Here is a 12,695-nt window from a genome sequence, read left to right on the forward strand (position 1 = left end):
GTCACCATTTTCAGGTCGGTGACGCGGCCGGCCGGGAGCCCCCCCGGGGGAATCTTCCGGAGCCGTCGCACGTTGTACCGACACCATCGTTTCAACCGACGTAAGGATCCAATGACCTCCTCTTCTTCCCCTTCCCAGGACGAGCAGAGCTTCGCGCAGTCGCGCCGCACCGAGAGCCTTCGGGCCGATGCCCTGATGGAAGAGGACGTCGCCTGGAGCCACGAGGTCGACGGACAGAGGGACGGCGAGCAGTTCGACCGCTCCGAGCGCGCGGCCCTGCGCCGTGTCGTCGGCCTCTCCACCGAGCTCGAGGACGTCACCGAGGTCGAGTACCGGCAGCTGCGCCTGGAGCGCGTCGTGCTCGTCGGCGTCTGGACCTCGGGGACCGTGCAGGACGCCGACAACTCCCTGGCGGAGCTCGCGGCCCTCGCCGAGACGGCGGGCGCCCTCGTCCTCGACGGCGTGATCCAGCGCCGCGACAAGCCCGACCCGGCCACCTTCATCGGTTCCGGCAAGGCCCAGGAGCTGCGGGACATCGTCGTCGAGACCGGCGCCGACACCGTCGTCTGCGACGGTGAGCTCAGCCCCGGCCAGCTCATCGCCCTCGAAGACGTCGTCAAGGTCAAGGTGGTCGACCGGACCGCCCTGATCCTCGACATCTTCGCCCAGCACGCCAAGTCCCGAGAGGGCAAGGCGCAGGTCGCCCTCGCGCAGATGCAGTACATGCTGCCGCGCCTGCGCGGCTGGGGTCAGTCGCTCTCCCGGCAGATGGGTGGCGGCGGCGGTGGCGGCATGGCCACCCGTGGTCCCGGTGAGACCAAGATCGAGACCGACCGGCGCCGCATCCGCGAGAAGATGGCGAAGATGCGCCGGGAGATCGCGGAGATGAAGACCGGCCGCGACATCAAGCGGCAGGAGCGGCGCCGCCACAAGGTGCCGTCGGTCGCCATCGCCGGATACACCAACGCCGGCAAGTCCTCCCTGCTCAACCGCCTCACGGGCGCCGGAGTCCTGGTGGAGAACGCCCTGTTCGCCACCCTCGACCCGACCGTCCGCCGGGCCGAGACGCCGTCCGGCCGGGTCTACACCCTGGCCGACACCGTCGGCTTCGTCCGGCACCTGCCGCACCACCTGGTCGAGGCCTTCCGCTCCACCATGGAGGAGGTCGCCGACGCCGACCTCATCCTGCACGTGGTGGACGGCTCGCACCCCGCCCCGGAGGAGCAGCTGGCCGCCGTCCGCGAGGTCTTCCGTGACGTCGGCGCGATGGACGTGCCGGAGATCGTGATCGTCAACAAGGCCGACGCGGCCGACCCGCTGGTCCTCCAGCGGCTGCTCCGCGTCGAGAAGCACTCCATGGCCGTCTCCGCCCGCTCGGGCGAGGGCATCGAGGAGCTGCTCGCCCTGATCGACCGCGAGCTGCCGCGTCCGGAGGTGGAGATCGAGGTCCTCCTGCCGTACACGCAGGGCGGTCTCGTCTCCCGCGTCCACGCCGAGGGCGAGATGCTCTCCGAGGAGCACACCCCCGAGGGCACCCTGGTCAAGGCCCGGGTGCACGAGGAACTGGCGGCGGCGCTCGCGCCGTACGTCCCCGCCGCGCACTGAGCGACGACAGGCAGGACGCCGGCCCCCTCCCGTTTCATGCGGGAGGGGGCCGGCGTCTTTCGTGCGTACGAAGGGGGCGGGACCGATCCGGTCCCGCCCCCTTCGTCAGGTGAGCGCGCCGCCTACTGGCCGGCGTACTTCTTGCTGACCTCGTCGAAGATCGCCTTGGCCTCGGGGCCGAGGCGCGGGCCCGCCAGCCAGCCGGCCGTCGACGGGCCGATCGAGGTGTTCGACACCAGCACCGGCTTCCCGTCCTGGCCCTGCGCGACCCAGCCGCCACCGGACGAACCGGCCGTCATCGTGCAGCCGATGCGGTACATCGTCGGCTGCTCCGCCTTCAGCGAGAGCCGGCCCGGCTTGTCCGCGCACTGGAACATCTTCTGGCCGTCGAACGGCGGCGCCGCCGGGTAGCCGGTGGCCGTCATCGCCTTGATCTTCGGCACCGCCGGGGCGTTGAACTCGACCGGCAGGGCGGTGCCGACCGTCTCCTCCAGGGACTTGCCGGAGGAACCCTTCTCCGGGGTCACCTGGATGACCGCGAAGTCGTACGGGGCGCCCGCGCCGCCGGTGGAGGCGCCCTGCGCGATCCACTCGTCGGAGGTCTTCACCCAGTCCGCCCACCACACGCCGTACGGGGCGATCTGCTCGCGCGTCGCCTTCTCCAGCGCCGAGGTCTCCATCGCGGCGTCGTTGTAGGAGGGGACGAAGGCGATGTTGCGGTACCAGCCGCCCTCCTTGCCCTTGTGGACGCAGTGGCCGGCCGTCCACACCAGGTTGGACTTGCCGGGGTGGGCCGGGTCCTTCACCACGGTGGCCGAGCAGACCATCGAACCGTCGGGACCGTCGAAGAAGACCTTGCCGGACGCGGGCGAGTTCTCGTGGTACTTCGCCGGCACCGCCTTCGCCTTCACCGGGTCCGGCGTCGGGTCGGTGACGCCCTCGTCACCGGAGATGTCCTCCTCCTCGACCGGGCGCGGCTCGGGGCGCTCGGCGTCCCGCATCCGGTCCGGGTCCCAGAGGTCCTCGATGATCGGGTTGACGAAGTCCTTCGCCTCGCGAAGCCACTTGTCCTTGTCCCAGTTCTTCCACTCGCCGTCGCGCCACTTGTCGAGATCGATCCCGTGGTCCTTCAGCCGCTGCTTCAGGTCCTCCGGGATCTTGATCTTGTCGACCGGGTTCTCGCTCGCCGGCGCGCTGGGCTTGTCTCCTGCGTTCTCCTCGGTCGGGCCACAGGCCGTCGCGGTGAGCGTCAGCGCCGCGACGGCGGACGCCGCCATCAGCAGCGGACGAATCGATCGCATCTCGTGATCCCCCTGGGACTACGTCAACTGGTGCATTTCTGGGCATCGGTCGCACTCTCGTCCGACCGGACGTGAGAACGACCGCCCCCACTATGCCGGTGCCGGAGGGGACGGTACGCGCCCCGCCGGCGGTTCCGGAGCCGGTGCGGCCGTTGTCATGCCGTGATCCGGGACACGCCAAGGATCTTGCCTCCGGCCCGTGTTCCCCGGCAGTTCCCGTCGTTGGTACGGACGGGGGACACAACGGCGGCGCTCGGAGCGGCCTTTGAGCACGCCCGGACGCCCCGACGATGTGCAACGCAACCGTTATCGCGGGAGGACACCGAGCCGTGGCCGTGACCGAATCAGCTTCAGCCACCGCCCCCACCCGGCGGGGATACGGGACGGCGGCGGGAGGCGGGTACGAGGCGATCCTGCGACGGCAGGCCCAGCGCGAGTCCGCCGCCCGCACCTACGCCCGCTCGCTCCCGATCGTCCCGGTCCGGGCCCGCGGCCTGACCATCGAGGGCGCCGACGGCCGCCGCTACCTCGACTGCCTCTCCGGCGCCGGCACCCTCGCGCTCGGCCACAACCACCCGGTCGTCCTCGAAGCCATCCGCAAGGTCCTCGAATCCGGCGCCCCGCTCCACGTCCTCGACCTCGCCACCCCCGTCAAGGACGCCTTCACCTCCGAGCTCTTCGCCACCCTCCCCCCGGAGCTCGCCGCCGACGCCCGCGTCCAGTTCTGCGGACCCGCCGGCACCGACGCCGTCGAGGCCGCCCTCAAGCTGGTCCGCGCCGCCACCGGACGCCGCGGCCTGTTCGCCTTCACCGGCGCCTACCACGGCATGACCGCCGGGGCCCTCGCCGTCTCCGGCGGCGCCGAGGACGTGCGCGTCACCCGCCTCCCGTACCCGCAGGCGTACCGCTGCCCCTACGGCGTCGGCGGCGAGCGCGGCGCCGAACTCTCCGCCCGCTGGACCGAGTCCCTCCTCGACGACCCCAAGAGCGGCGTCACCACCCCCGCCGGGATGATCGTGGAGGCCGTCCAGGGCGAGGGCGGCGTCCTCCCCGCCCCCGACGCCTGGCTGCGCCGCATGCGGACCATCACCGCCCGGCACTCCATCCCCCTCATCGTCGACGAGGTCCAGACCGGCGTCGGGCGCACCGGAGCCTTCTGGGCCGTCGAGCACAGCGGCGTCGTCCCCGACGTGATGGTCCTCTCCAAGGCCATCGGCGGCTCCCTCCCGCTCGCCGTCGTCGTGTACCGCTCCGGGCTCGACGCCTGGGAGCCGGGCGCCCACGCCGGCACCTTCCGGGGCAACCAGCTCGCCATGGCCGCCGGCACCGCCACCCTCGCGTACGTCCGCGAGAACAGGCTCGCCGACCGGGCCGCCGCCCTCGGCGCCCACATGCTCGGCCGCCTCCAGGGCCTCCAGGCCGCCCACCCCTGCGTCGGCGACGTCCGAGGCCGCGGCCTCATGATCGGCGTCGAGCTCGTCGACCCCGAGGCCGCGGGACCCGACGACACCGTCCCGCCCGCCGCCCCCGCCCTCGCCCGAGCCGTCCGGCAGGAATGCCTCGCCCGCGGACTCATCGTCGAGCTCGGCGGCCGTCACTCCGCCGTCGTGCGCCTCCTCCCCCCGCTCACCCTCACCGACGAGCAGGCCACCGCCGTCCTCGACCGCTTCGCCGACGCCCTCGCCGCCGCCGAACGCGCCCACGTCCCCCGGCCGCCCGCCCCCCACCGGCCCGCCCCCGGACCGTCCCACTGACCCGGACCGCCCCCGGCCCCCTCCCCAAGGAAACCCGCGTGAACGCCACCCCCACCTCCCAGCTGACCGCGACCGCGACCATGACCGAGCCCGACGCCGAGGAATCCACGGTCCCGCGCCAGCACACCGGCCCCGCCCCCCTCCGGCCGTCCCGCCCCGGAGACGCACCGGCCGGCGAGCGCCCCGCCGCCGACCCGCTCGACGACCCGGACCCGCAGCGGGCCGCCGACGCCGCCGCCCTGGAGAACCTCCTCCGTTGCTGGGTCCGGGAGAAGAACCTCCCCGCCCCCGGCACCTCCACCCTCCGCATCCCCCTCGACGCCAGCGGCACCGCCCTCCTCGTCCCCGTCGCCTACTGGTCGCCCACCGGCTGGCACCGCTTCGGCACCCCCACCCTGGAAGGCCTCCCCTCCACGGCCCCGGCCGTCGACGCCGTCACCCTCGCCGCCCTCCTCAGCCGCGAGACCGGCCGCCCCGAGGCCACCGAACTCGTCGGCCGCGTCGCCGACTCCGCCCGCCGCACCGCCGACTTCCTCACCGCCCGCCGCGGCGACCCCCGGCCCCACCCCGACGCCGACCTCTTCCTCGCCGCCGAGCAGTCCCTCCTCCTCGGCCACCCGCTCCACCCCACCCCCAAGAGCCGCGAAGGCCTCTCCGAGGCCGAGTCCCGCCTCTACTCGCCCGAACTCCACGGCGCCTTCCCCCTCCACTGGTTCGCCGTCGACCACACCCTCCTCGCCTCCGACTCCGCCTGGACCGAGCAGGGCCGCCCCGTCACCGCCGAGCAGCTCGCCGTCGGCCTCGCCGAAGGCATCGCCCACCCCACCGGCACCGCCCCCCTGCCCCTGCACCCCTGGCAGGCCCGCGAACTCCTCCACCGCGCCGACATCCGCGACCTCCTCGACCAGGGCCTCCTCCACGACCTGGGGTCCCACGGGAGCCCCTGGCACCCCACCTCCTCGGTCCGGACCGTCCACCGCCCCGGCGCCCGCGCCATGCTCAAGCTCTCCCTCGGCCTGCGCATCACCAACTCCCGCCGCGAGAACCTCCGCAAGGAACTCCACCGGGGCGTCGAGGTCCACCGACTGCTGCGCACCGGCCTCGTCGACGAGTGGCAGGCCGCCCACCCCGGCTTCGACATCGTCCGCGACCCCGCCTGGCTCGCCGTCGACGCCCCCGACGGGACCCCCGTCCCCGGGCTCGACCTGATGATCCGGCACAACCCCTTCGGCCCCGGCGACGACGCCGTCTGCCTCGCGGCCCTCACCGCGCCCCGCCCCCGGCCCGGGGCCACCGGCATGGGCTCCCGCCTCGCCGACCTCGTCGACCGCCTCGCCGGGCGTACCGGCCGTCCCGTCGCCGCGGTCTCCGCCGAGTGGTTCCTCCGCTACCTCGACCAGGTCGTCCGCCCCGTCCTCTGGCTCGACGGCCACGCCGGCATCGCCCTGGAGGCCCACCAGCAGAACACCCTCGTCCTCCTCGACCCCGACGGCTGGCCGGCCGGCGGCCGCTACCGCGACAACCAGGGCTACTACTTCCGCGAGTCCCACCGGGCCGAGCTGGAGAGCCGCCTCCCCGGCATCGGCGCCCACAGCGACACCTTCGTCTCCGACCAGGTCACGGACGAGCGCTTCGCCTACTACCTCGGCATCAACAACGTCCTCGGTCTGATCGGCGCCTTCGGCTCCCAGCACCTCGCCGACGAGCGGATCCTCCTCGCCGCCTTCCGCTCCTTCCTCACCTCCGCCACCGGCCTCGGCTCGCCCCTCCCTCACCGCCTCCTCGAAGCGGCCACCCTCCGCAGCAAGGCCAACCTCCTCACCCGCCTCCACGGCCTCGACGAGCTCGTCGGCCCCGTCGACACCCAGTCCGTCTACGTCACGATCACCAACCCCCTCCGCGCCTGAACGCTCCGGCGGCCCGCCCGTCGCCGCCGCCCCGTCCACCGGCGCGTCCCCCGACCACCCACCGAGGGGACGCCCCCGACCCACGGAAGACCCGCCGCATGTCCATACACCCGGACCACAGACACGACGCCGGCACCCCGGCCACCGACCAGCCACGGGTCGATTCGCCAGGTCAGCCGATGTCCGACGACACCCTCGACCTCCGCGTCGACGACCTCCTGGCCCTCCTCGCGGGGGACCGCCCCTTAACCGCCACCGAATCCGGCACCGTGACCGAACCCGGCGCCGTCCACGGACCCGGCACCGTGACCGAACCCGGCACCGTCCACGGACCCGGCACCGGTACGGGCCCCACCTCCGCCGCAGACGGTCGCCTCGGCGGGGATCCGCTCGACTCGGTCGCCTCCTGGGCCCCGGCGGCGACCCGCTTCGGCGACTTCCGCCTCGTCCCCGTCCGCCCGGCACGCGACCTGCCCCTGCTCACCCGCTGGATGAACGACCCCGCCGTCGCCGCCTTCTGGGAACTCGCCGGGCCCGACACCGTCACCGCCGACCACGTCCGTGCCCAGCTCGAAGGCGACGGCCGCAGCGTCCCCTGCCTCGGCGTCCTCGACTCCACCCCGATGAGCTACTTCGAGATCTACCGGGCCGACCTCGACCCGCTCGCCCGCGCCTACCCGGCCCTCCCGCACGACACGGGCGTCCATCTCCTCCTCGGCGGCGTCGCGGACCGCGGCCGCGGCGTCGGCACCGCACTGCTGCGGGCCGTCGCCGACCTCGTCCTCGACCACCGTCCCCGGTGCACCCGCGTCGTCGCCGAACCCGACATCCGCAACACCCCCTCCGTCGCGGCCTTCCTCGGCGCCGGCTTCCGCTACGCGGCGGAGATCGACCTCCCCGACAAACGGGCCGCGCTCATGATCCGTGACCGGTCCCTCCGTCACGTTCTGTGAACACCCTCTGCCCTTGATACACCGCTCGACCCACAGCGGTTCCCCCTTCGAGGAGTCCATGTGACGACGTCCCCAGCACCCCACGACTCCGGACGACCCGCGGCGACCGCCGCCCCGGCCCCCGAACTGCTCGCGCCCCCCGAGCTCAACCCCACCGCCTGGGCCCGCGCGGGCGCCCGTACCCTCGCCAAGGCCCTCGGCGAGTTCGCCTACGAGGAGATCCTGGAACCCGTCGCCGCGGGCCCCGACGCCCCCGGCCGGTACACCCTCGCCCTCGACGACGGCACCCCCCTCGCCTTCACCGCCCGCCGAGTCGCCTACGGCGGCTGGCGCGTCGACCCCGGCACGATCACCCACGACGGCCGCCCGCTCACCGACCCCCTCGACCTGCTCGTCCGCGCCCGACGGCTCCTCGGCCTCGACGGCGCCACCCTCGGCCACCTCATCCGCGAGCTCACCACCACCCTCGCCGCCGAGGCCCGCCTGGACCACACCGCCCTCACCGCGGACCGCCTCGCCGACCTGTCCTACGCCGAACTCGAAGGGCACCAGACCGGCCACCCCTGGCTCGTCCTCAACAAGGGCCGCATCGGATTCTCCGCCGGCGACGCAGCCCGCTGGGCCCCCGAAGCCCGCCGCGCCACCCGGCTCCCGTGGATCGCGGTCAGCGACCGCATCGCCGCCTACCGCGGCGTCGCGGGCCTCGCCACCCCCGAGCGCCTCTACGCCGGCGAGCTCGACGCCCCCGTCCTCGACGCCTTCCGCGCCGAGCTCACCGCCCGGGGCCTCGACCCGGAGGCGTACCTGCTGCTCCCCGTCCACCCCTGGCAGTGGGACGAGATCCTGCTCCCGCTCTACGCCCCCGCCATCGCCTCCGGCGCCATCGTCCCGCTCCCCGCCGACGCCGACCTCCGCCTGCCGCAGCAGTCCATCCGCACCTTCCTCAACACCAGCCGCCCCGACCGGCACACCGTCAAGCTGCCGCTCTCCGTGCTCAACACCCTCGTCTGGCGCGGCCTCCCCACCGAGCGCACCCTCGCCGCCCCCGCCGTCACCGCCTGGGTCCACGCCCTGCGCGACGCCGACCCCTTCCTGCGCGAGGAGTGCGGCGTCATCCTCCTCGGCGAGGTCGCCTCCGTCACCGTCGAGCATCCCCTCTACGACCGGCTGCCCGAAGTCCCGTACCAGTACAAGGAACTGCTCGGAGCGATCTGGCGCGAACCCCTCCGCCTGCCGCCCGGCGAGCGCGCCCGCACCCTCGCCGCCCTGCTCCACACCGACCCCGAGGGCCGTGCCTTCGTCGCCGAACTCGTCGAGCGCTCCGGTCTGACCTCCGCCGTCTGGCTCCGGCACCTCTTCGCCGCCCTGCTGCCGCCGCTCCTCCACTTCCTCTACCGCTACGGCACCGTCTTCTCCCCGCACGGCGAGAACGCGATCGTCGTCTACGACGAGCGGGACGTCCCCGTCCGCCTGGCGATCAAGGACTTCGTCGACGACGTCAACATCAGCGCCCACCCGCTCCCCGAGCACGACGCGATGCCCGACGACGTCCGCGCCGTCCTGCTCACCGAGGAGCCCGGCTTCCTCACCCAGTTCATCCATTCGGGGCTCTTCGTCGGCGTCTTCCGCTACCTCGCCCCGCTGTGCGAGGAGCAACTCGACGTCCCCGAGGCGGACTTCTGGGCCCTCGTCCGCGCCGAGATCCTCCGCCACCAGGAACGCTTCCCCGAGCTGAAGGACCGCTTCGAGCTCTTCGACCTGCTCACGCCCCGGATCGAACGGCTCTGTCTCAACCGCAACCGGCTGCACATGGACGGCTACCGCGACCGCTCCGACCGCCCGCACGCCGCCGTCCACGGCACCGTCCCCAACCCCCTCGCGTGATCCCGGGGAGTGCTCCCGCTGTCGGTGCGGAGCCGTAGGCTGGGAACGCTATGACGAAGCCATCCCTCCCCGACCTCCTCCACGCCGCCGTCGCCGCCGTCGGCGGCACGGAGCGCCCCGGCCAGGTCACCATGGCCGAGGCCGTGGCCGAGGCCATCGACGACAACTCCCACCTGCTCGTCCAGGCGGGCACCGGCACCGGAAAGTCGCTCGGCTATCTGGTGCCGGCGCTCGCCCACGGGGAGAGAGTGGTGGTGGCCACGGCCACGCTGGCGCTCCAGCGCCAGCTCGTCGAGCGCGACCTGCCGAGGACGGTCGAGGCGCTCCACCCGCAGCTGCGCCGCCGCCCCCAGTTCGCCATGCTCAAGGGCCGGTCGAACTACCTGTGCCTGCACCGGCTCCACGAGGGGGTGCCGCAGGACGAGGAGGAGGGCCTCTTCGACCCCTTCGAGGCGGCGGCGCCGACCAGCAAGCTCGGCCAGGACCTGATCCGGCTGCGCGACTGGGCGGACGAGACGGAGACCGGCGACCGGGACGACCTGACGCCCGGCGTCTCCGACCGGGCCTGGGGCCAGGTCTCGGTCTCCTCCCGGGAGTGCCTCGGCGCGAGCAAGTGCGCGTACGGGGCGGAGTGCTTCGCCGAGGCGGCCCGTGAGCGCGCCAAGCTCGCCGACGTGGTCGTCACCAACCACGCCCTGCTCGCCATCGACGCGATCGAGGGCGCCCCCGTGCTGCCGCAGCACGAGGTCCTGATCGTCGACGAGGCGCACGAGCTGGTCTCCCGGGTCACCGGCGTGGCCACCGGCGAGCTCACGCCGGGCCAGGTGAACCGGGCGGTGCGCCGGGCCGCCAAGCTGGTGGACGAGAAGGTCGCCGACGAGCTCCAGACCGCCGCGGAGGGCTTCGAGCGGGTCATGGAGCTCGCCCTGCCGGGCCGCCTGGAGAAGATCCCGGAGGACCTGGCGTACGCGCTGGCGGCGCTGCGCGACGCGGCCCGCACCGTGATCACCGCCCTCGGCAACACCCGTGACCGCTCGGTGCAGGACGAGGACGCGGTCCGCAAGCAGGCGATGGCCTCGGTCGAGACCGTGCACGGCGTCGCCGAGCGGATCACCCACGGTTCCGAGTACGACGTCGTCTGGTACGAGCGCCACGACCGCTTCGGCGCCTCGCTGAGGGTCGCGCCGCTCTCGGTCTCCGGGCTGCTGCGGGAGAAGCTCTTCACCGAGCGCTCCGTGGTGCTCGCCTCGGCGACGCTCAAGCTCGGCGGCGACTTCAACGGCGTGGGAGCCTCGCTCGGCCTCGCGCCGGAAGGCACCACAGGGGACGACCTCCCGGTCTGGAAGGGCCTCGACGTCGGCTCCCCGTTCGACTACCCGAAGCAGGGGATCATGTACGTCGCCAAGCACCTGGCCAAGCCGGCCAGGGACGGCGATCGCGGCGACATGCTGGACGAGCTGACCGAGCTGATCCAGGCGGCCGGCGGCCGCACCCTCGGCCTCTTCTCCTCGATGCGGGCGGCGCAGCTGGCGGCGGAGGAGCTGCGGACCCGTATCCCCGAGTACCCGATCCTGCTCCAGGGCGAGGACACCCTGGGCGAGCTGATCAAGAACTTCGCGGCCGACCCGAAGACCTGCCTCTTCGGCACCCTGTCGCTCTGGCAGGGCGTGGACGTGCCGGGGGCCAGCTGTCAGCTGGTCGTCATGGACAAGATCCCCTTCCCGCGCCCGGACGACCCGCTGATGAGCGCGCGCCAGAAGGCGGTCGAGGAGGCCGGGGGGAACGGCTTCATGGCGGTGGCGGCGACGCACGCCGCGCTGCTGATGGCCCAGGGGGCCGGTCGTCTGGTCCGTGCGACGGGCGACCGGGGTGTGGTGGCCGTGCTTGACCAGCGGCTGGCCACCGCCCGGTACGGCAGCTATCTGAAGGCCTCGATGCCCGATTTCTGGTACACGACCGACCGCAACCAGGTCCGCAGGTCGCTCGCGGCGATCGACGCGAAGGCGAAGGCGGACGGCGCCTGAGCGAGGGGCCCGGACATGCGTCCGGCCCCGGTGGAGAACCGGGGCCGGACGCATGCCAGGAGAACGGGTCGTACAGCGAGCCCCGGGACCGGCGCAGTGGGTCCCGGGGCCCGGTCGGAGCCGGCGGGTGCGGTCAGACCCGCCGCAGTACGGCGACCACCTTGCCGAGGATCGTCGCCTCGTCGCCGGGGATGGGCTGGTACGCGGCGTTGTGCGGGAGCAGCCAGACGTGGCCGTCCTCGCGCTTGAAGCGCTTCACGGTGGCCTCGCCGTCGAGCATGGCGGCGACGATGTCGCCGTTCTCCGCGACGGGCTGGCGGCGGACGGTGACCCAGTCTCCGTCGCAGATGGCGGCCTCGATCATGGAGTCGCCGACGACCTTGAGGACGAAGAGTTCACCGTCGCCGACCAGCTGCCGGGGGAGGGGGAACACGTCCTCGACCGACTCCTCGGCCAGGATCGGGCCGCCGGCCGCGATCCGGCCGACCAGCGGCACGTACGAGGCCGCGGGCTTGCCGGTGGTGTCGGTGGGCTGGGTGCTGGGCTGGTCCGAGCCGCGGACCTCGTACGCCCGGGGGCGGTGCGGGTCGCGGCGGAGGAAGCCCTTGCGCTCCAGGGCCATGAGCTGGTGGGCCACCGACGACGTGCTGGAGAGGCCCACCGCCTGGCCGATCTCGCGCATCGACGGCGGGTAGCCCCGCCGCTGGACCGAGTCGCGGATGACTTCGATGACCCGGCGCTGGCGGTCGGTGAGACCGGAGCTGTCGGCCCTGATGCCTGGAGGCCGTCCGGGGAGGGCTCGGGCGGGTCGCCCGGGCTCCTCGCCGTTCATGGCTGTGTCGTTCATGGCGTGCACCGGCTCGAGTCGGCCCTGGGAGCGGTCCTGGGCGGTGATGGTGGCGCTGTCTGCGGTGGTGGTCACGTCGTCGGCCCCTCTCGAATGGTCTCCCTGGCTGGCACAACGGTAGTAGCTTTCGAAAGGTTGCGCCAAACACACGTTCGAGTGAAAATCCGCAGATTGCCTTACGCGTGTGCGGGTGGGGGTGTATGGGAGTGGGCCCTCGGAGGTGGATCCCGCCCTTACGGTAGCCTTCGCCGCTGGGTTTCCGGACTCCGGCGCGCCCTCCCAGTCTCCCATCCGCGGGTCGCGGACGCGGCTCCGGGGTGCCACGACACGCTGGTGGTGTCGCAACCCCCTGAACCCAAGATCTAGTGGTTGGATGTCACCGGCCACCCAGGGATAGTGGTCCCCGGTCTGCCGGGGTGC

8 protein-coding genes are annotated in these 12,695 nt (G+C 73.1%); 6 read left to right on the plus strand and 2 right to left on the minus strand.

The genetic code is table 11. The annotated features are described in order from the left end of the window. Positions 1-111 precede the first annotated feature (111 nt). Positions 112-1,605: a GTPase HflX gene (hflX, locus tag ABZ621_RS25575; RefSeq protein WP_360608361.1), complete on the plus strand. Its 1,494-nt coding sequence runs from the start codon at positions 112-114 to the stop codon at positions 1,603-1,605. A 122-nt stretch (positions 1,606-1,727) separates the two neighbouring features. On the opposite strand, the gene ABZ621_RS25580 is transcribed toward hflX, so the two are convergent. Next, positions 1,728-2,906 carry a hypothetical protein gene (locus ABZ621_RS25580; RefSeq protein WP_360608363.1) on the minus strand — a complete coding sequence of 393 codons (1,179 nt, stop codon included), beginning with the start codon at positions 2,904-2,906 and terminating at the stop codon, positions 1,728-1,730. 410 nt (positions 2,907-3,316) lie between these two features. Here ABZ621_RS25580 and ABZ621_RS25585 point away from each other — a divergent pair, with 410 nt between their 5' ends. The 5 genes from ABZ621_RS25585 to ABZ621_RS25605 all read left to right on the plus strand — a co-directional run bounded on the left by ABZ621_RS25585 (position 3,317) and on the right by ABZ621_RS25605 (position 11,428). After that, positions 3,317-4,660, plus strand: coding sequence for a diaminobutyrate--2-oxoglutarate transaminase family protein (locus tag ABZ621_RS25585; protein WP_360608574.1), 1,344 nt, complete (start codon positions 3,317-3,319; stop codon positions 4,658-4,660). A gap of 80 nt (positions 4,661-4,740) precedes the next feature. Beyond that, entirely contained in the window at positions 4,741-6,567 is a 1,827-nt protein-coding gene (locus ABZ621_RS25590; RefSeq protein WP_360608576.1) for an IucA/IucC family protein, read from the plus strand. Between the two features lie 179 nt (positions 6,568-6,746). After that, complete coding sequence (locus tag ABZ621_RS25595; protein ID WP_360608365.1) at positions 6,747-7,520, plus strand: GNAT family N-acetyltransferase; 774 nt, start codon at positions 6,747-6,749, stop codon at positions 7,518-7,520. Positions 7,521-7,646: 126 nt separating this feature from the next. Continuing rightward, positions 7,647-9,404: an IucA/IucC family siderophore biosynthesis protein gene (locus tag ABZ621_RS25600; RefSeq protein ID WP_360608578.1), complete on the plus strand. Its 1,758-nt coding sequence runs from the start codon at positions 7,647-7,649 to the stop codon at positions 9,402-9,404. 50 nt (positions 9,405-9,454) lie between these two features. Then, the gene (locus tag ABZ621_RS25605; RefSeq protein WP_360608367.1) at positions 9,455-11,428 is read left to right on the plus strand and encodes an ATP-dependent DNA helicase; all 1,974 of its coding nucleotides are present in this window, start codon (positions 9,455-9,457) and stop codon (positions 11,426-11,428) included. Between the two features lie 133 nt (positions 11,429-11,561). On the opposite strand, the gene lexA is transcribed toward ABZ621_RS25605, so the two are convergent. Further along, entirely contained in the window at positions 11,562-12,350 is a 789-nt protein-coding gene (lexA, locus tag ABZ621_RS25610) for a transcriptional repressor LexA (RefSeq protein WP_031010805.1), read from the minus strand. Positions 12,351-12,695 lie beyond the last annotated feature (345 nt).

Source organism: Streptomyces sp. NPDC007863 (assembly GCF_040633895.1).
Lineage (GTDB): Bacteria > Actinomycetota > Actinomycetes > Streptomycetales > Streptomycetaceae > Streptomyces.

Coding starts and splice junctions, on each gene's coding strand:
- hflX (WP_360608361.1), top strand. CDS start 112: ATGACCTCCTCTTCTTCCCCTTCCCAGGACGAGCAGAGCTTCGCGCAG.
- ABZ621_RS25580 (WP_360608363.1), bottom strand. CDS start 2,906: ATGCGATCGATTCGTCCGCTGCTGATGGCGGCGTCCGCCGTCGCGGCG.
- ABZ621_RS25590 (WP_360608576.1), top strand. CDS start 4,741: ATGACCGAGCCCGACGCCGAGGAATCCACGGTCCCGCGCCAGCACACC.
- ABZ621_RS25595 (WP_360608365.1), top strand. CDS start 6,747: ATGTCCGACGACACCCTCGACCTCCGCGTCGACGACCTCCTGGCCCTC.
- ABZ621_RS25605 (WP_360608367.1), top strand. CDS start 9,455: ATGACGAAGCCATCCCTCCCCGACCTCCTCCACGCCGCCGTCGCCGCC.